This is a genomic window from Rhodospirillales bacterium, from assembly GCA_016872535.1.
Lineage (GTDB): Bacteria > Pseudomonadota > Alphaproteobacteria > Rhodospirillales > 2-12-FULL-67-15 > 2-12-FULL-67-15.
The window spans coordinates 1-17,692 of the sequence record VGZQ01000065.1 but is presented as its reverse complement, the minus strand read 5'-3'; the positions used below and the strand labels follow the sequence as shown (position 1 = coordinate 17,692).

Annotated in this window: 20 protein-coding genes; 4 read left to right on the top strand and 16 right to left on the bottom strand. The window is 64.7% G+C overall.

What is annotated here, in order from left to right; genetic code table 11:
- Nucleotides 1-115: IS5/IS1182 family transposase (locus tag FJ311_12500; protein MBM3952260.1), on the top strand; the 115-nt coding region annotated here is incomplete at its 5' end.
- Nucleotides 116-143: 28 nt separating this feature from the next.
- On the opposite strand, the gene FJ311_12495 is transcribed toward FJ311_12500, so the two are convergent.
- Nucleotides 144-974, bottom strand: coding sequence for a universal stress protein (locus FJ311_12495; GenBank protein MBM3952259.1), 831 nt, complete (start codon nucleotides 972-974; stop codon nucleotides 144-146).
- A 233-nt stretch (nucleotides 975-1,207) separates the two neighbouring features.
- On the opposite strand from FJ311_12495, the gene hemA reads away from it, so the two are divergent.
- Both hemA and FJ311_12485 read left to right on the top strand, forming a co-directional pair.
- On the top strand, nucleotides 1,208-2,419 hold the full coding sequence (gene hemA / locus FJ311_12490) for a 5-aminolevulinate synthase (GenBank protein MBM3952258.1): 1,212 nt from the start codon (nucleotides 1,208-1,210) through the stop codon (nucleotides 2,417-2,419).
- Between the two features lie 65 nt (nucleotides 2,420-2,484).
- On the top strand, nucleotides 2,485-3,072 hold the full coding sequence (locus FJ311_12485) for a hypothetical protein (GenBank protein ID MBM3952257.1): 588 nt from the start codon (nucleotides 2,485-2,487) through the stop codon (nucleotides 3,070-3,072).
- Here the strand turns inward: FJ311_12485 and FJ311_12480 are convergent.
- From FJ311_12480 to FJ311_12420, 13 genes are all read right to left on the bottom strand, one after another.
- Entirely contained in the window at nucleotides 3,062-3,553 is a 492-nt protein-coding gene (locus FJ311_12480) for an Hpt domain-containing protein (GenBank protein ID MBM3952256.1), read from the bottom strand. The genes FJ311_12485 and FJ311_12480 overlap by 11 nt on opposite strands.
- Before the next feature lie 184 nt (nucleotides 3,554-3,737).
- Entirely contained in the window at nucleotides 3,738-4,175 is a 438-nt protein-coding gene (locus FJ311_12475) for a DUF1489 family protein (protein ID MBM3952255.1), read from the bottom strand.
- Complete coding sequence (locus tag FJ311_12470; protein MBM3952254.1) at nucleotides 4,172-5,089, bottom strand: hydroxymethylglutaryl-CoA lyase; 918 nt, start codon at nucleotides 5,087-5,089, stop codon at nucleotides 4,172-4,174. The genes FJ311_12475 and FJ311_12470 overlap by 4 nt, the downstream gene beginning before the upstream one ends.
- A gap of 2 nt (nucleotides 5,090-5,091) precedes the next feature.
- Entirely contained in the window at nucleotides 5,092-7,110 is a 2,019-nt protein-coding gene (locus FJ311_12465; protein MBM3952253.1) for a biotin/lipoyl-binding protein, read from the bottom strand.
- A gap of 3 nt (nucleotides 7,111-7,113) precedes the next feature.
- Nucleotides 7,114-7,899 (bottom strand): enoyl-CoA hydratase/isomerase family protein, encoded by a 786-nt coding sequence (locus FJ311_12460; protein MBM3952252.1) that lies wholly within the window; start codon nucleotides 7,897-7,899, stop codon nucleotides 7,114-7,116.
- Nucleotides 7,900-7,914: 15 nt separating this feature from the next.
- Complete coding sequence (locus FJ311_12455; GenBank protein ID MBM3952251.1) at nucleotides 7,915-9,522, bottom strand: methylcrotonoyl-CoA carboxylase; 1,608 nt, start codon at nucleotides 9,520-9,522, stop codon at nucleotides 7,915-7,917.
- A gap of 12 nt (nucleotides 9,523-9,534) precedes the next feature.
- Nucleotides 9,535-9,987, bottom strand: a complete 453-nt coding sequence (locus tag FJ311_12450) for a rhodanese-like domain-containing protein (GenBank protein ID MBM3952250.1) — start codon at nucleotides 9,985-9,987, stop codon at nucleotides 9,535-9,537.
- A 16-nt stretch (nucleotides 9,988-10,003) separates the two neighbouring features.
- The gene (locus FJ311_12445; GenBank protein ID MBM3952249.1) at nucleotides 10,004-10,624 is read right to left on the bottom strand and encodes a 2-hydroxychromene-2-carboxylate isomerase; all 621 of its coding nucleotides are present in this window, start codon (nucleotides 10,622-10,624) and stop codon (nucleotides 10,004-10,006) included.
- Between the two features lie 4 nt (nucleotides 10,625-10,628).
- Nucleotides 10,629-11,330, bottom strand: a complete 702-nt coding sequence (locus tag FJ311_12440) for an SDR family oxidoreductase (GenBank protein ID MBM3952248.1) — start codon at nucleotides 11,328-11,330, stop codon at nucleotides 10,629-10,631.
- Between the two features lie 15 nt (nucleotides 11,331-11,345).
- Complete coding sequence (locus FJ311_12435; protein ID MBM3952247.1) at nucleotides 11,346-12,539, bottom strand: acetyl-CoA C-acyltransferase; 1,194 nt, start codon at nucleotides 12,537-12,539, stop codon at nucleotides 11,346-11,348.
- Nucleotides 12,540-12,550: 11 nt separating this feature from the next.
- Nucleotides 12,551-12,937, bottom strand: coding sequence for a type II toxin-antitoxin system VapC family toxin (locus FJ311_12430; GenBank protein MBM3952246.1), 387 nt, complete (start codon nucleotides 12,935-12,937; stop codon nucleotides 12,551-12,553).
- The gene (locus tag FJ311_12425) at nucleotides 12,930-13,184 is read right to left on the bottom strand and encodes an AbrB/MazE/SpoVT family DNA-binding domain-containing protein (GenBank protein MBM3952245.1); all 255 of its coding nucleotides are present in this window, start codon (nucleotides 13,182-13,184) and stop codon (nucleotides 12,930-12,932) included. The genes FJ311_12430 and FJ311_12425 overlap by 8 nt, the downstream gene beginning before the upstream one ends.
- Nucleotides 13,185-13,479: 295 nt before the next feature.
- Nucleotides 13,480-14,652 carry an isovaleryl-CoA dehydrogenase gene (locus FJ311_12420; protein MBM3952244.1) on the bottom strand — a complete coding sequence of 391 codons (1,173 nt, stop codon included), beginning with the start codon at nucleotides 14,650-14,652 and terminating at the stop codon, nucleotides 13,480-13,482.
- A gap of 237 nt (nucleotides 14,653-14,889) precedes the next feature.
- On the opposite strand from FJ311_12420, the gene FJ311_12415 reads away from it, so the two are divergent.
- Entirely contained in the window at nucleotides 14,890-17,100 is a 2,211-nt protein-coding gene (locus FJ311_12415; protein MBM3952243.1) for a cyclic nucleotide-binding domain-containing protein, read from the top strand.
- 5 nt (nucleotides 17,101-17,105) lie between these two features.
- Here the strand turns inward: FJ311_12415 and FJ311_12410 are convergent, their stop codons facing one another.
- Nucleotides 17,106-17,582 carry a PaaI family thioesterase gene (locus tag FJ311_12410; protein MBM3952242.1) on the bottom strand — a complete coding sequence of 159 codons (477 nt, stop codon included), beginning with the start codon at nucleotides 17,580-17,582 and terminating at the stop codon, nucleotides 17,106-17,108.
- 7 nt (nucleotides 17,583-17,589) lie between these two features.
- The coding region (locus FJ311_12405; protein ID MBM3952241.1) for an aspartate dehydrogenase at nucleotides 17,590-17,692 on the bottom strand (103 nt) is incomplete at its 5' end.

Sequence of the window (17,692 nt, the reverse complement as noted above, 5' to 3'; positions counted from 1 at the left end):
CATGTTCTGTCGTCTCAAGGACTTCCGGCGGATCGCCACCCGTTACGACAAACGCGCCGACGTCTTCCTCTCCGGCGTGTTCTTGGCCGCCGCCGTAGTATGGTGGGCCAATTGAGTCCGGACCCTAGGCCGCCATGACTCCGTCAATGAGTCATGAATACCGGCACGGTCATGTGGTCGAGCAGATGGCGGGTGACGCCGCCCAGCACCAGTTCGCGCCAACGCGAATGGCCGTAGGCGCCCATCACGATCAGATCGGCCCCGAAGTCGGCCACGCGCGACAGCAGCGCGTCGCCGACGTCGAGGTCCTCGACCCGGATCGAGCTGGCTTCCGCCTTGACCCCATGACGGGCCAGATGGAGGCCGATGTCGGCGCCGGGAATCGCGCCGTGGCCCTCGATCCCGCCTTCCGGGTTGATGGCGAGCAGATGGACCTTGTCCGCCTTGCGCAGAAGCGGCAGCGCGTCGTTGACCGCGCGGGTCGCGAGCCGGCTCGCATCCCAGGCCACCACGATGGTCCGGCCGATCGTCGGGAACGACCCCGCGTACGGCACCACCAAAGTCGGCCGTCCCGCCGACAGGATGAACCGGTCGGGCATTTCATCGACCTCGAAATCCTCGCTCGCCGAATTGCGCTGGCCAACGATGGCGAGATCGGCGTAACGAGTGTTGAGCGCGAGGGTTTCGACCGTGACCCCTTCGGCCTGGCGCCATTCGCAAGGGATGTCGTCGGCGCGGCAGGCCTTCTCGAAGTCCCGCTTCGCCGCGGCCGCTTCCTCGACCCGCCCGGCGGCCGCCTTGTCGAGGATATCCTTGGGCACCTGGACCTCCAGGTAGGTGGGAATGCGGGAACGCGGGATGACGTAGGCGCCGGTCAGGTGCGCGTCATGGGCGCGGGCGAGGCCGAGCGCGACTTTCAGGCGACCGGCGCATTCCTTGGTGCGATCGATATGAACGAGAATGTCTTTGAGCATGGTCGCCTCCATCGGCTTGAATTCGGAAACATCTTAGCCCGCGCCGGATTCCGGACCTTGACCCCGATCAAAACCCCGATCAAGCGCAGCTTATCGCATCGAACCCCGATAGCGGGGGCGCTCTTCGGCGCCTCGTTAAGAGTTGATCCGGGTCAAGGTTGCGGGTCCTGGCCGGATGCTATTTAATGCCGGGGCCGAAAAATCCCCTTGGGGTCATGAAGCAAATCAATTCAATGAATTACGAGAAGTTCTTCGCCGACCGGGTAGCGGACCTGAAGCAGGAAGGCCGCTATCGCGTGTTCATCGACCTGGAGCGCAAGGCGGGGGCATTTCCGCGCGCGATTCACCACGGCACCGGCAGCCCGCGCGAAATCACGGTCTGGTGCTCCAATGATTACCTCGGCATGGGCCAGCATCCGCTGGTGTTGCAGGCGATGCACGAGGCGATCGACCGCTGCGGCGCCGGCGCCGGCGGCACCCGCAACATCGCCGGCACGAACCATTATCACGTTCTGCTCGAACAAGAGCTTGCCGATCTGCACGGCACCGAATCGGCCCTGATTTTCGGGTCGGGTTGGATCGCCAACATGACCTCGCTCAACACGCTGGCGCGCACGTTGCCCGACTGCGTGGTCTTTTCCGACGAGAAGAACCACAACTCGATGATCGAGGGCATTGTCCATTCCCGCGCCGAGAAGAGAGTCTTCCGCCACAACGACCCCGCCCATCTCGACGAATTGCTCGGCCAATTCGACCCGGCGCGGCCCAAGCTGATCGCCTTCGAATCCGTCTATTCGATGGACGGCCACATCGCGCCGATCAAGGAAATCTGCGACGTCGCCGACAAGCACGGCGCCATGACGTTCCTCGACGAAGTGCACGCGGTCGGCATGTACGGCCCGCGCGGCGGCGGCGTGGCCGAACGCGAAGGTCAGATGCACCGCCTGACCGTGATCCAGGGCACCCTCGCCAAGGCCTTCGGCGTGGTCGGCGGCTACATCGCCGGTTCGGCGCCGCTGTGCGATTTCATCCGTTCCTACGGCACCGGGTTCATCTTCTCGACCTCGCCGCCGCCGGCGGTCGCGGCCGGCGCGCTCGCCGCCATTCGCTATCTCAAGACGCACAACGAACTGCGCGAACGCCACCAGGAACGCGCCCAAACCCTGAAGACCCGGCTCGCCAAGGCCGGCTTGCCGGTGATGCCGGGGCCGAGCCACATCGTTCCGGTCCTGGTCGGCGATCCGGTGCGCTGCAAGCAGGCGAGCGACCTGTTGCTCGAGGGCCACGACATCTACGTCCAGCCGATCAATTATCCGACCGTCCAGCGCCGGACCGAGCGGTTGCGGTTCACGCCGACCCCGATGCACTCGGACGCGGACATGGACCATCTGGTTTCGGCGCTGAAGCAGGTTTGGGCACGCCTCGGATTGCGCGCGGCGGCTTAGAGCGTGGCTTCGGGCGGCGATCCGCCGGTTTGCAACCCGGGCCGATCTAAGTCAGACTTGCCACTATGTTCGCCGACAACACGCTGACGCCCCGGGAAGCGGTTCGGCTCTGCGCCCTCGGCACGCTGGCGGCCGGGCCGATGCGCTACAGCGCGCTCGCCAACGCCGTCCGGCACTTCGTCAGCCGTATTCTCGGCCCGTCGCTGGAGCTGATGGGAACCTCGATCGAGTTGTTGCGCTTGGAGGGCCTCGTGCGCGCGGTCCCGCCGGTAGGCGGGCAAATAAACGATGCGCCCCTATCGGGGCGCGGGGGCGCCGGCATGGAGGACGATGCCAGTCTCGAGATCACCGATGCCGGCCGGTGCGAGCTGAAGTCGTTGCTGACCGCGAACATCCGCGCGGCGTCGACCGATCTCAATAAGCTGATCGTCGCCTTGAAGTTCCGGTTTCTCCACCACCTCGACGAGCCCGAACGCCGGGTTCAACTCGATCTCCTGGTGGAAAGTTGCGAGAAGGAATTGGCGCGGCTCGAGGATCTGCGCGCGCATCACGCCGACGATCCGGGCGCGCTCGCCGCGTGGCTGGATCACGACATCGCGGCGATTAAGCGCCGCATCGCCTGGATCGAGGAGTTTCGGGCTTCTAAGTCGTAAGCTTGGCGGAAACCTTTTGCAGGCCGGCCAGCATGGCCGCGCCGGCCGACCCCGCGTCGCCCTTCATTTTTTGGGCGACGATCAGCTTCAAGGAGTCGATATGAACGCCGATCGCATCGATATGGGCCGGGGTGATCGTGGCGGGAAACTTTTCGATCATTCGGCAGAGCTCGTTGCCGACGGACGTCACCAAGTTGTACCCGAAGCTGCCGCCTTGGCCCTTCATGTCGTGGGAAATGCGGAAAATCCTATCCAGCGTTTCTTTCTGATCGCCGCGACCCGCTTTCAACTCCTCGAAGGCCGAGGAGATGTTCTTGAGGTCCTGCTGCACCCATTCGAGATAGCTGTCGGACAAGCCCGCGAGAACCTGTTCGGCCTTTTCGAGCATGGCGGGATTGATCGCGCCGGGTCCGCCTTTCTTCACCTTCGTCTTAAGGGTGTTCGGCGGATTAATGATTTCCAGTTCTTCTTCTTTGGCCATTTGCGTGCTCTTGAGAAAGGTTATTAACCGCAGCGTAGATAGTAAATATAAGCTCTGTTTGGGCAGCTTACCCTATGAATTCCGCCAAAACTATCCATAGTTAAAACCGCATGGATTAATAAAACCCTAATACTCCCACCTCGCACAATAAGGGCTTTTCCCCCATAACGAGTCTCCGCCCCGTTCAAATAAGCCCTAACTCCTTCAATTCATTTCTCAGGCTTGCCGGCAGGGTCTCGGTCGAGGTGTTCACCTCGCCCCGATCCCGAGGAACCTTATCGGCGGGAAGGTAACGCCATCCCTGAAACGCCCGAAACGGTTTGGCTTCGGTGCGGACCAGCCGGGGATCGAGCAGAATTGCGTGCGCCGGGGTTCCGTCCACCTTGGCAGCCTTTTCGAAGCCGAGGATTCGCTGGCGCGCGGCAATGGCCCCACCAATTACCCAATAAATGGATCCGCCCTCGACGATTTCGTCGGCCCGTTTTGGACGGTGGCGGGTAATGTGGCGAAGGGTCGGCTTCTTGCCGCCGCGCGCCGATTTCTTGAGGCGCTCCTTTTGCACCCGGGCAAGATGCTCGGCATCCTCGATCCCGACTGCGAGCTTGACGAGGTGAACGGTCATGCGGCGTCGCCCCTTCCCTTCGCCGCCAAGGCGCGTGCGGCCCGGGACGCCGGCTCGCGTTCGAGGACCTCGGAAATAAATCGCCCGGCCGACGCCAGCTTGGAAAGATTCACCCCGGTCCGGACGCCGAGGCCGTCGAGCATGTAGAGAACGTCCTCGGAAGCAACATTGCCCGAAGCCCCCGGCGCGTACGGACAGCCGCCGAGTCCGGCGACCGCGGAATCGACGCAAGCGACGCCCTTTTCCAAAGTCGCCAAGATATTGGCCAGCGCCTGGCCGTAAGTATCGTGAAAATGCACGGCGAGCTTGGCAACCGGCACGCGCGCCGACACCGCGTCGATCATCGCCTGGGCCTTGCCCGGCGTGCCGATGCCGATGGTGTCGCCGAGGGAAATTTCATGGCAGCCTATTTCCATCAACCGGACGGCGACGCGCGCGACCGCTTCGGTCGGAATCTCGCCCTCGTAGGGGCAGCCGAGAACGCAGCTGATGTACCCGCGCACCGGCACGCCGCGCGCGCGCGCCGCCCGGGCCACCTCGGCGAAGCGATCGAGGCTTTCGTCGATCGAGCAATTGATATTGCGCCGGGAAAAGGTTTCCGAGGCGGCGGCGAACACGGCGATTTCCGAAACGTCGGCCGCGAGCGCGGCGTCGAGCCCCTTGAGGTTGGGAACCAGGGCCGAATAGACGACGCCGGCGCGGCGCTTCAAGCCGGCGAATACCTTGTCGGTATCGGCCATCTGCGGAACCCATTTGGGCGAGACGAAGCTTCCGGCCTCGATCGCGCCGAGCCCCGCGTCGGCCAGCCGTTCGATCAATTCGATCCGCACCGCCGCCGAAACCGGGCGCGGTTCGTTTTGCAGCCCGTCGCGCGGGCCGACCTCGACCATTTTGATGCGGTTGGGAAGACGCACTGTCAGGCCTCGGAGGATTCTTTCGGTTCGGATACGAAGGATACCAGAAGTCCACCCTCCGCGACTTGAACCCCGGGGCGGACGTGAACGGCTTCGATTTGTCCGTCGGCGGCGGCGGCGAGCGCGTGCTCCATCTTCATCGCCTCCAATACCACCAGCACTTGTCCACGGCGCACGATATCACCCGCCTTGGCGTTCACGGCGATGACCTTGCCGGGCATGGGCGCGGCCAAGGCCCCGGCGGGCGCCTCTTCGGCCGCCACCCGCCGCTCGGGACCGACAAGCCGAAACCGCCATGTCGGCCCCAAGCCGAACACGGCCACCTCGTCGCCCCCCTGCATAGCGAATGCGGTCAGGGATTGGTCATTCCACCCGGCTCGGATTTCGCCGTTCGGCCCGCGCCGGGCCGCGACTTGGACGACGCCCCCGGGAAGATCGAGGATGTATCCGTCGGTTTGGAAACGAACGACGATCGCCAACTCGCCGGTGTCGTCCTTGAGCCGGATCGTCTGCGCGCCCGTGCCGTTGAGCCGCCAACCGTCGGTCCGATGCCAGGGCGAATGACGGTCGGCGGAACGCCGGGCCTCGGCCGCGCGCGCCTCCGCCTGGTCGAGAAGAACCGCGAGACAGGCGAATGCAACGGCGGAATCGGGCGCGCGGCCCGGACGCGCGGTCAGTTCGCCCCGATGGCGCGGGATGAACCCGGTATCGACATTTCCCGCGACGAAATCCGGATGGCGGACAACGGCGGCGAGGAAATCGCGGTTGGTGGCGATACCGACGATGCGAACCGAGTCCAGCGCCGCGCGCAGCCGATCGAGCGCCCGCCCGCGGTCTTCGCCCCAAACCGCGATCTTGGCGATCATCGGATCGTAGAAAACGCCGACCTCGTCGCCCTCCGACACCCCGGTTTCCACCCGAACGCTCCTGTTTTCGGGAGGGAACGCGACGCGGGCGAGTTTGCCCGCCTGGGGCCGGTCGTCGCGCGCGGAATCTTCGGCGTACAGGCGCGCCTCGATGGCATGACCGGTGATCGCGAGAGCGTCTTGACCGAGCGGGAGCGGCTCGCCCGCCGCCACCCGGAATTGCCACTCGACCAGGTCCTGGCCGGTGATCATTTCCGTCACCGGGTGCTCCACCTGAAGCCGCGTGTTCATTTCCATGAAATAGAACGTGCCATCGGCGTCGAGCAGGAATTCGACCGTGCCCGCGTTCCGGTAGCCGGCGGCCCGGCATCCCGCGACCGCCGCCGCGCCCAGGCGTTTACGGAGACCGGGATCGAGCCCGGGCGCCGGGGCTTCCTCGGCCACTTTCTGGTGCCGGCGCTGCAACGAGCAATCGCGCTCGAAAAGATGAACGACGTTGCCGAAGTTATCGGCGAACACCTGGATTTCCACGTGGCGCGGTTGGGTCAGATATTTTTCCAGCAGCAGCGTGGGATCGGCGAACGCGGCCTCGGCCTCGCGCCGGGCGGACGCCAGCGCTTCGGCAAGCCCGTCCGGTTTCTCCACCGCCCGTATGCCGCGCCCGCCGCCGCCCGCCGCCGCCTTGATCAGCACGGGAAAACCGATCCGCCTCGCTTCGCGCATGAAGGTGACGTCGTCTTGCGCGTCCCCGTGATAGCCGGGGATGGTGGGCACGCCCGCCCCGGCCATCAGCGCCTTGGCCCTCGATTTGGATCCCAATGCGCGGATCACCTCGGGCGGCGGCCCGATGAATGCGAGCTCTGCGCGCATGACCGTTTCGGCGAACGCCGCGTTTTCGGAAAGAAAGCCGTAACCGGGATGGACGGCGCCCGCGCCCGCCGCTTTGGCCGCGGCCACGATGGCTTCCCCGATCAGATAACTCGCCTTCGCTTCGGCCGGGCCGATGCGCTGCGCCTCGTCCGCGAGCCGCACGTGCAAGGCATTCCGGTCCGCATCGGAATAAACGGCGACCGTCGCGATGCCGAGCCGCCGGGCGGTACGAATGACGCGGCAGGCGATTTCGCCACGATTGGCGATCAGAACCTTGGCGAACACGACCTAGTCACGAACCCACGAGGGCTTCCTTTTGGCGAGAAAGGCGTCGAACCCTTCGCGCGCCTCGGTTCCGGTCCGAATGCGGGCGATGCGCGCGGCCGTGTCTTCGATCACATCCGCCGCGATGGGCCGTCCGGCGATAGCGCGAACGAGGGCCTTGGCCTCGGCCTGGGCCTTGGGTCCGCCCGCGAGCAGATCGACGAGCACTTTCTCGCCCGCCGCCGCCAGTTCGGCTCCCGGTACAACCCTGTGGACCAGGCCGATCGCCAAGGCCGCGGCCGCGTCGAAACGTTCGCCGGTCAGAAAGTAGCGCCGCGCCATCCGCTCGCCGACGGCCGCGACGACATAGGGCCCGATGGTCGCGGGAATCAGGCCGAGGCGAACCTCGCTCAAGGCGAAGACCGCGCCGTCGGCGGCAAGCGCGATGTCGCAGCACGCCACCAGGCCGACGCCGCCGCCGAACGCCGCGCCCTGCACCAAGGCCACGGTCGGTTTCGGCATGTCGTTCAGCAGGCGCAGCATATCGGCGAGCGCCCGGGCGTCGCGCCGATTTTCGTCTTCCGGCGCGCCCGCCATGCGCTTCATCCAGTCGATATCGGCGCCGGCGGAAAAACTCTTGCCGTTGGCAGCCAGCACGACCGCGCGCATGCTTTCGTCCGCGCCGAGGCGGCGAAACGCGTCCGCAAGCTCAGCAATCAGGGCGTCGCCGAAGGCGTTATGTTTTTCGGGTCGGTCGAGGGTAACGGTGGCGACGCCCCGGGAATCAATGGCAACGGCGAGAGCGGACACGGCGCGAAACTCCGTTTACATTCTGAAAACGCCGAACGTCGTTTTCTCGATCGGCGCGTTGAGCGCGGCGGAAATGCCGAGCCCCAGGACCATGCGCGTATCGACGGGATCGATGATGCCGTCGTCCCACAGGCGTGCGCTGGCGTAATAGGGATGGCCCTGGCGTTCGTACTGGTCGCGGATCGGCTTGCGGAAGGCGTCTTCGTCCTTGGCGCTCCAATCCTCGCCGCGCGCGCGCAGCGCGTCGCGCCGCACGGTGGCCAGCACCGCCGCCGCCTGCTCGCCGCCCATGACCGAGATGCGCGCGTTCGGCCACATCCACAGAAAGCGCGGATCGTACGCCCGCCCGCACATGGAATAGTTGCCGGCGCCGAAACTGCCGCCGACCACGACGGTGAACTTCGGCACCCGGGCGCAGGCGACCGCCGTCACCATCTTGGCGCCGTCCTTGGCGATGCCGCCCGCTTCGTACTTCCGCCCGACCATGAAGCCGGCGATGTTCTGAAGAAAGACGAGCGGAATGCCGCGCTGCGCGCACAGTTCGACGAAATGCGCGCCTTTGAGGGCCGATTCGGAAAAGAGAATGCCGTTGTTGGCGACGATGCCGACCGGGTAGCCGAATATCCGGGCGAAGCCGCACACCAGCGTGGCGCCATAGAGGGATTTGAATTCGTCCAATTCCGAGCCATCCACGATGCGGGCGACGATTTCGCGGATTTCGCAGGGCTTGCGCGGATCGGCGGGCGCGGCACCGTATAGCTCTTCCGCCGGGTAGAGCGGATCGCGCGGCGCGGCGGTTTCCAGATCGACCCGCTTCGGCCGGTTCAGGTTGGCGACCACGCGCCGCGCGATGGCGAGAGCGTGCGCGTCGTCGGAAGCCAGATGATCGGCGACGCCGGACGTGCGGACGTGAACCTCGGCGCCGCCGAGATCTTCCGCGCTTACGTCCTCGCCGGTCGCCGCCTTCACCAGCGGCGGACCGCCGAGGAAGATGGTTCCCTGCCCCTTGACGATGATGGTTTCGTCCGACATGGCGGGCACGTACGCCCCGCCCGCGGTGCACGAGCCCATGACCACCGCGATTTGCGGAATGCCCGCCGCCGACAGGGTCGCCTGGTTGTAGAAAATGCGCCCGAAATGATCGCGGTCGGGAAAGACCTCGTCCTGGCTCGGCAGGTGCGCGCCGCCGGAATCGACCAGATAGACGCAGGGCAACCGGTTCTGACCCGCGATCTCCTGCGCGCGCAGATGCTTCTTGACCGTGATCGGGTAATAGGTGCCGCCCTTGACCGTGGCGTCGTTGGCGACGATCACGCATTCCCGCTCCGCAACCCGTCCGATACCGGTAATGATTCCGCCCGCCGGCACCGGATCGTCGTAGAGCGCGTGCCCGGCCAGCTGCGAAAATTCGAGAAACGGCGCGCCCGGATCGATCAGGTGCCGGATGCGTTCGCGCACCAACAGCTTGCCGCGCTTGACGTGCCTTTCGCGCGCCGCCGCGTCGCCCCCTTCGCGGATTTTGGCCACGGTCGCGCGTAAGTCCTCGACCGCCGCGCGCATGGCCCGTTCGTTCGCCTGGAAGTCGGCGGAGGCCGGATCGAGCGCGGTGGGCAGCGCGGACATAACTGTCGGCCTTCAGGTGCTTTTTATGCGCTCGGCGCGCGCAAGCCCGCCAGCGTCGGCCGGTTTGGGTTCGTGATGGTGAGGTCTGGGTCCCACGGCGCCGCCCTTTTCCTTCCATGCCTTGAACCCGCCCTCCAGGTGCGACACCGGGGCGAGGCCCATGTCTTGGACCGCGGCGGTGGCGAGCGCCGAGCGCCACGCCGTGGCGCAGTAGAAGACGAATTCCTTGCCGGAGGAAAAAATGTCCTTGTGGTACGGGCTTTCGGGATCGACCCAGAATTCGAGCATGCCGCGCGGGGCGTGAAACGCGCCCGGAATCATGCCGTCGCGGTCCAACTCGCGCACGTCGCGCAGATCGACGAACACGACGTCGGGTTTGCCGAACAGTCCGATCGCCTCCTCCGTCGAGCGGGTGCGGATTCTGGCGTTGGCCTCGTCGACCAGGGCCTTGTAGCCTTTTTTCATTTTCATCGGCGATTGCTCACCAATGCGTTTCGCCCTGCAGCCATTTCTTCACCATCCACATACGGTCGGAACCCCAGAACGGCTCCCCGTCGACGAAAAAGAACGGCGAGCCGAACACGCCCTTGGCGATGGCGTTCATGGTTTCGGTCTTGAGGCGCTCCTTGACGGCGGCCGCTTGCAGGGCTTGCTCGAGTTCGCCTTTCTTAACGTGCAACGCGGCCGCGATGTTGACCACCGCCTCGGGGTTGGAAATGTCCACGTCTTCGGCGAAATAAGCGTGATAGGCGGTCTTGGCGAACAGGCGCGCCAGGCCGGGATCGCGGTCGTCGAGCCAGTAGAACGCGCGCGCCGCTGCCTGGGTCGGGATCGGAAATTTCGACGGCAAACGGTAGGGAACGCCCATCATGCGGCCCAGCCGTTCCCAATCGTGCTTGCTGTAATCGCCCTTGATCGGAACGTCCGCGAGCGGGCGCATGTCGGTTTCCCTGAAGACGACGCCGAGCAGGATCGGCTTCCAGACCGTCGCGCGGCCGAAATCGGCGGCGAGATCGTCGATCCGCGTCGAGGCGAAATAACCGTAGGGCGACGAAAAATCGAAATAAAATTCGATCGCCGATTCCTGGCCGAGCGCGCTCACCGGATCACCACGGAATGGCCCGGCCGTCGTAGTTGAAGAACCGGCCGCTGTCGGCGGGTTTCAGGCCGGCGATCACGCGACGCATGGCGGTCACGCTTTCTTCGATGCCGAGATGCGCGCTGGCGCCTCCCATGTCGGTACGCACCCAGCCGGGATGCAGCATGACGACCGCAATCTTGCGCGGCTTCAGGGTGTAGGTCAGGCCCTTCATCACCATGTTCAAGGCGGCCTTGCTGGAACGGTAGATGTAGCCCCCGCCGGATTGGGTTTCGGCGATGCTGCCCATCAGGCTGGTCAGCGCGATGATGGTCTTGCGTTCGCTGCGCGCGACGTGATCGGCCAATGCCTCGGAAATCATCATCGGGCCCATGACATTGGTTTCGAACACCCGGTGCCACGCGTCGAGATCCACCTGCCCAAACGTTTCCTTGCGCGGACCGTAAATGCCGGCGTTGTTGATGAGCAGGTCGATCGCTTCGCTCTTGAGCGCGCGGGCGAGCGCGCGCACCTGAACCGGGTCGGTCACGTCGAGGGCGCGGACCCGGACGTCGCCCTTGATCGCGCTCAGGCTCTTGGCCGCCTTGGGCTGGCGGCAGGTGGCGATCACCCGCCAGCCGTCGGCGGCGTATTGGCGCGCGAATTCGAGGCCGAGGCCGCGGTTCGCGCCGGTGATCAGAACGGTGGGGCCGTGCTTGCGGCGGGGCATGAAGAGGGGTCCTCGTCAGTTGATCCGCTCGAAGGCCATGGCGGTCGCCTCGCCGCCGCCGATGCAGAGCGCCGCGAGGCCGTGTCGGGCGCCGTACTTTTCCATCGCCGCCAGCAGCGTGACGATGATGCGCGCCCCCGAAGCGCCGACGGGATGGCCGAGCGCGCAGGCCCCGCCGTGGACATTGACCTTGTCGTGCGGCAAATCGAGATCGCGCATGGCCGCGAGCGTGACGACGGCGAATGCCTCGTTGATTTCGTAAAGCTCGACGTCTTTCGACGTCCACCCCGCCTTGTCGAGGCATTTACGGATCGCGCCGACCGGCGCGGTGGTGAACCACGCGGGCGCCTGCGAGTGCGTCGCCTGGGCGCGCACGACCGCGAGCGGCTTGATCCCCCGCCGTTCGGCCTCGGAACGGCGCATCATCACCAGCGCCGCCGCGCCGTCGGAGATGGAACTGGAATTGGCGGCGGTAACGGTGCCGCCCTCGCGGAACGCGGGCTTCAATGACGAAATACGATCGAGCTTGGCCTTAAGGGGCTGTTCGTCCTGCGCCACCGACGTTTCGGTTTTGCCGGATTTGACCGATACGGGAGTCACTTCGGCCGCAAAGGTCCCTTCGGTGATCGCCTTTTGCGCGCGCTTCAGGGATTCGATGGCGAAGGAATCCTGCTGTTCGCGGGTGAATTGGTAGGCTTGCGCCGTATCCTCGGCGAAGGTGCCCATCAGGCGGCCCTTGTCGTAGGCGTCCTCGAGACCGTCGAGAAACATGTGGTCGCGGATTTGCCCGTGACCCATGCGGTAGCCGGAGCGCGCCCGATCGAGCAGGTAGGGCGCGTTGCTCATGCTTTCCATGCCGCCCGCGACCATCACCTTGTTGGTGCCGGCAACGAGAAGGTCGTGCGCCAGCATCGCCGCCTTCATGGCCGAGCCGCACATCTTGCTGATGGTGGTGGCGCCGGCGGAATCGGGCAGACCCGCGAACCGGCCGGCCTGCCGGGCGGGCGCCTGGCCGAGGCCCGCGAACAGGCAAAGGCCCATGATCACTTCGTCGATCTCGTCCGGTTTCACGCGCGCGCGTTCCACCGCGGACTTGATGGCGGTGGCGCCGAGCGCGGGCGCCGAGACATCCTTCAAGTCGCCGAGAAAGCCGCCCATGGGGGTGCGGGCGGCGGCGGCGATAACGACGGGATCGGCATGCGTTAACACGATTGCGCGCCTCAATTCCGAATCAGCAAGATTTCAACGTCGATGGCGAGGGATTTCCATGCTCGATCCGCTGTCACCGCCGGTAGTTTACGTTCCTGGGCCAAGGCTAAACAGGCTCGATCGCCGAGGGAGAGTCCGTGCTGACGCGTCGCAGGGTAAAGCAAACCAATCGCAATGGCCCGCGACTCCTCGCAAGGGGCAATTTCGAGCCCTAGCGTCGCAACCGCGGCGCGGATCGGGCCTTCCTTCATTCCGGCCGCCGCAAGGCGGCCAGCAACTTCAGCGAGATTGACCGCCGATATCACCGCGCCCGGGATATGGCGTTTGACGGCTTCGGCGCCCGACTCTCCCTTGAGAAGCGCCAGCGCGGCAGACGCATCGAGCACAACACTACCCACGCCGATTCTCCCGCGCGGCTTCGCGGCGACGATCCGCAAGAAGCTCGTCAACGAGGCTCACGCCTTCCGGAACATACTTTGCTACCAACGCCTGAGCCCGAGCGATGGCGGCATCCCGACCCACCAGCCGGAGTTCGCCATCTTCCATCAGCATCAATACGCGGGCATCATCTCCAAGCCCAAGCTGCTGGCGAAACGGAGCTGGAATGACGACCCGGCCGTCCGGGCCGATTTGTGCCCACGCCATGGTTTGAGAATGCCCCCCAGCGCTCTTGGCCCTATTTGCCGCTTCGGCGGCCCTTGGCCGCTCCAACACGTTGCGAACGTGCTGGTAGCGAATACCGAGATGCCGCGCGATGTCTGCCCTCTGGTATCCGGCCCGAGCCAAGGCTCGGATTTTGGCCGACTTCGTCGGCAACCCAGAACACACCCGATCCATTTCGGGCGACGATTTTGATAATGTTGAGGTGTTCATAGTTAACCTCGAAAATAGATAGTACATATACAAATTGTCATGAATATAGTTATATGTCAATAGTGTGTTATAAAGTTTCCTCGAACAAATCGCGCCCGATCAGCCAACGGCGGATTTCGCTGGTCCCGGCGCCGATTTCGTAGAGCTTGGCGTCGCGCAACAACCGTCCGGTGGCGCTGGTGCTGACATAACCCATGCCGCCCAGGCACTGAATCGCCTGCAACGCCATCCAGGTGGCCTTTTCGGCGGCATAAAGGATCGCGCCCGCGGCGTCCTTGCGCGCGGTTTCGCCCCGGTCGCAGGCCTTGGCCACCGCATAGACGTACGAGCGTGCGGCGCTCAACGCCACGTACATGTCGGCGAGCTTGCCCTGCATCAATTGAAAACTGCCGATGGGTTCGCCGAACTGCTTGCGCTCGTGCATGTAGGGGATCACCGCGTCCAGGCAGGCTTGCATGATGCCGATCGGGCCGCCGGCCAGTACCGCGCGCTCGTAATCGAGGCCGCTCATCAGCACGTTGACGCCGCCGCCGACCGCACCCAGTACGTTTTCGGCCGGCACTTCGCAATCGGCGAAGATCAATTCGCCGGTGTTCGAGCCGCGCATGCCGAGCTTGTCCAGCTTGGCGCCGGCGGAAAAGCCCTTGAAACCTTTCTCGATCAGGAACGCGGTGATGCCGCGCGGCCCGGCGGCCGGATCGGTCTTGGCGTAAACCACCAGCACGTCCGCGTCGGGGCCGTTGGTGATCCACATTTTCGCGCCGTTGAGGATATAACGATCGCCCTTCTTGTCGGCGCGCAGCCGCATGCCGACCACGTCCGAGCCGGCCTCGGCTTCGCTCATGGCGAGCGCGCCGACTTTGTCGCCCGCGATCAGCCCGGGCAAATAACGCCTTTTCTGCGCCGCCGTCCCGTTGCGGCGGATCTGGTTGACGCACAGGTTGGAATGCGCCCCGTAGCTCAGCCCGACCGAAGCCGAAGCGCGGCTGATTTCCTCCATCGCCACCACGTGCTCGGTGTAGCCCATGCCGGCGCCGCCGTACTCCTCCTCGACCGTGACGCCGAGCAGGCCGAGTTCGCCGAACTTCCGCCAGAGATCGGCGGGAAAATCGTTGACCCGGTCGATGGCGTCGGCGCGGGGCGCGACCTCGCGCGCGGCGAAGGCGCGCACGGTCGCGCGCAGCTGATCGGCCGTCTCGCCGAGATCAAAGCGCAAGGCGGGATAATCGTTGGGGATCATGGCGCAGCCTAACCTTCGATCCGCAATCCTTCGACAGCCTACGATAATTGACGTTAACGTAAACGTCAATTTTTCCCGTTGCCAAATCCGCGCTGACGCAAGACCCGGAAAAGCCTATACAGTCTTTCCCACGGGCTCATTCCTGCCTCCACGCGCGGGTCGAAAGCGGCCCCTGGTCACGATCTGGAATACCCGCGAACGCCCCCGACATCCCACGAACGCCCCCTATAACCAACCATGTCCCCTTGGCGACGCGACTTCGGCTTCGATCGAGCCGTGCCCGCCCTGGCCGTGGGCGCCACGTCGGGCGTGCTCTCGATCATTCGCGCCTTGTCGGTGTCCGCATTAATCTTTGTCGGCGATCTCGAGCCGTACGCCGCGCAAGGAACGCAACTTGGCCTCGTCAGCGCCATCGTGTTGGGATTGGTCATGGCATTCGCCAGCAGCTACCCCGGCACGATTGCGATGGCCCAGATCGAACCGGCGGCTATCCTGGCGTTGGTCGCGGCCGCCATCATCACCCTCGTCGGGGCCGGCGGCGACGCGGATACCGCGTTCGCGACCATGACGGTCGCCATCGCGGCCGCATCGTTGGTCTTCGGCGCGACGTTGTTTCTCTTGGGCGCCTTCCGGATCGGCAATTTGGTCCGGTTTATTCCGTTCCCGGTCGTCGCGGGATTCCTGGCCGGGGTCGGTTGGCTGCTCGTGCGCGGCAGCTTTACGACGCTGACGTCGTACCCGCTCGGATTCGAACATCTGCCGTCCCTGAGCGACCCCGTCGCCCTCGGTCAATGGATTCCGGGCATCGCCTTCGGATTGCTCCTTTGGTTCCTGCAACGGCGTGTTCGCCATTATCTCGTCATGCCGACGGTCATGGCGGTCGGAATCGCCGGGTTTTATGCCGTCGCCGGCTTGACACAATCCGATTCGGCCGACCTTCGCAATCGCGGATATTTGTTCGAAGCGGGCGCCGGCGATAGCCATTGGCAACCGCCATGGGTTTTTTTCCATAATGCCGATTGGCAGGCGCTCGCCGAAACGTTGCCGACGATCGGCACCATGATCATTATCGGCGTCCTTGCCTTCCTTCTTCTCGCCGGTAGCCTGGAGGTCGCGACTCGGCGCGACATCGACCTCAACCGCGAACTTCGCGCCACCGGAATCGCCAATATGATCGGCGCGGGCGGGGCCGCTTTCCCCGGATTTCATTCGCTCAGCGGCTCGATTCTCGCCCACCGCATGGGCGCTCCCGTACGCCTGACCGGACTGATCGCATCGTTGGTATGCCTCGTGGCATTTTTTCTCGGCGCCGACGCGATGCTGTGGCTGCCTAAAACGATCATCGGCGGAATCCTATTTTATCTCGGGCTCGATCTTCTGTTGGAATGGGCGTACGACACTCGGCTTCGGTTGTCCCGATCCGAATATGCCCTGGTTCTGGTCGTACTCGCAATCACGGGCGCCATCGGGATGCTCGAAGGGATCGGAGCCGGTATTCTGATCGGCGTCGTTCTGTTCGTCGTCAACTACAGCCGGACCAGCGTTGTCCGCCATTCGCTCTCCGGGGCGGAATTCCACAGCAACGTCGATCGCCCCGAACGCCAACGCGCGCATTTGGAGGCGAACGGCGGGACGATTCACGTCCTGCGGCTGCAAGGGTATATCTTCTTCGGTACCGCGAGCCGCTTGCTTGCGCTCGTTCGCGCGCGGCTCGACGATCGTTCCCGTCCCCAGGTTCAATTCGTGGTCCTCGACTTTACACGGGTCATTGGGCTCGATTCCTCGGCCACGCTCGGGTTCGCCCGCATGGCGCAATATGCCCAGGATCGGTCGTTTCAACTCGTCTTTTCCGGGCTTTCGCCCGAGCTCGCCCATCAACTCGGGCGCGAACGGATCGGCGGCGATTCGTCCGCCAACGTCCGTTTCTTTCCCGATCTCGATCATGCGATGGAATGGTGCGAAGATCGGTTGTTGGCGCACGACCGCGGCACCGATTCCGCCGCGCGCGATCCACTTGCCGACCAGCTTCGGCGCATTGCCGGAAGCGCCGGCGTCGATGTCCAAGACTTTCTGTCCTTCCTGGAGCCGTTCGCGGTTAATCCCGGCGAATCGGTCATTCGCCAAAGCGAGGAATCCAACGATCTCTTTTTCATCGAGACCGGAAAGGTTTCGATCCGCCTCAAGACCGCCGATGGACGCGAGGCGCGCCTTCGCTCGATCGGTGCCGGCACCGTGGTCGGCGAAGTCGCGTTTTACCTCGACGTCCCGCGTTCGGCATCGGTCGTCGCCGACCTGCCCACCGCCGGCTATCGTTTGACGCGCGCGAACCTCGAACGCTTGCGCGTCGAGCGTCCGGACTTGGCGGCCATGTTCCACGAATTCATCGCCCATCGCCTCGCCGCACGGGTTGCCGAAACTGCGCGCCTGATCGATACGTTGGTCGGCTGAAGGCTCTAAAACCGATCCCGTTCCCGCTTGCCCGCCATGCGCATCAGGGTTTGCAGCGCCGTGGCGCACAGGGTTTCGCGGCCGCGTTTGCGCACGAACACGTCGGCGCGGGTAATGGTGAGGGTTCGCCCCGCGCGGATGACCTGACCGATGGCGCGCAACTCCTCGCCGTCGCCCGGCGCCATGATGTTGAGCTTGAACTCGACCGTGAGCACGCTGTCCTCCGGCCCCATCAACGAAAACCCGGCATAGCCTCCCGCCACGTCGGCCAGCGTGGCAATGGCGCCGCCGTGAAAAAATCCATGTTGCTGCAACAGTTCTTTCCGCCGCGGCAGCCGAAGTTCCATCGTTCCGGCGCCGATGCGAACGATTTGGGCGCCAAGATGCGCCATGAATGCCTGCCGGGCGAAACTTTGCCGGATCGCGGCGACGCGTTCCGCATTCGGTCCTTTTTTCCGGCGCGAGGCGGATTTGGATTTCATGAACGCCCTAGCTCCCCACCACCATGGGCGCGGTCAACCGGCGCAGCAGCGCGATCACGCTGAGCGCCGTATTCTTCCCGGTCGCGGGATTTTCCTCGGTCGGAATGTTG

Coding starts and splice junctions, on each gene's coding strand:
- hemA (MBM3952258.1), top strand. CDS start 1,208: ATGAATTACGAGAAGTTCTTCGCCGACCGGGTAGCGGACCTGAAGCAG.
- FJ311_12415 (MBM3952243.1), top strand. CDS start 14,890: ATGTCCCCTTGGCGACGCGACTTCGGCTTCGATCGAGCCGTGCCCGCC.
- FJ311_12420 (MBM3952244.1), bottom strand. CDS start 14,652: ATGATCCCCAACGATTATCCCGCCTTGCGCTTTGATCTCGGCGAGACG.
- FJ311_12480 (MBM3952256.1), bottom strand. CDS start 3,553: ATGGCCAAAGAAGAAGAACTGGAAATCATTAATCCGCCGAACACCCTT.
- FJ311_12455 (MBM3952251.1), bottom strand. CDS start 9,522: ATGTCCGCGCTGCCCACCGCGCTCGATCCGGCCTCCGCCGACTTCCAG.
- FJ311_12450 (MBM3952250.1), bottom strand. CDS start 9,987: ATGAAAAAAGGCTACAAGGCCCTGGTCGACGAGGCCAACGCCAGAATC.
- FJ311_12425 (MBM3952245.1), bottom strand. CDS start 13,184: ATGGCGTGGGCACAAATCGGCCCGGACGGCCGGGTCGTCATTCCAGCT.
- FJ311_12410 (MBM3952242.1), bottom strand. CDS start 17,582: ATGAAATCCAAATCCGCCTCGCGCCGGAAAAAAGGACCGAATGCGGAA.
- FJ311_12485 (MBM3952257.1), top strand. CDS start 2,485: ATGTTCGCCGACAACACGCTGACGCCCCGGGAAGCGGTTCGGCTCTGC.
- FJ311_12475 (MBM3952255.1), bottom strand. CDS start 4,175: ATGACCGTTCACCTCGTCAAGCTCGCAGTCGGGATCGAGGATGCCGAG.
- FJ311_12495 (MBM3952259.1), bottom strand. CDS start 974: ATGCTCAAAGACATTCTCGTTCATATCGATCGCACCAAGGAATGCGCC.
- FJ311_12440 (MBM3952248.1), bottom strand. CDS start 11,330: ATGCCCCGCCGCAAGCACGGCCCCACCGTTCTGATCACCGGCGCGAAC.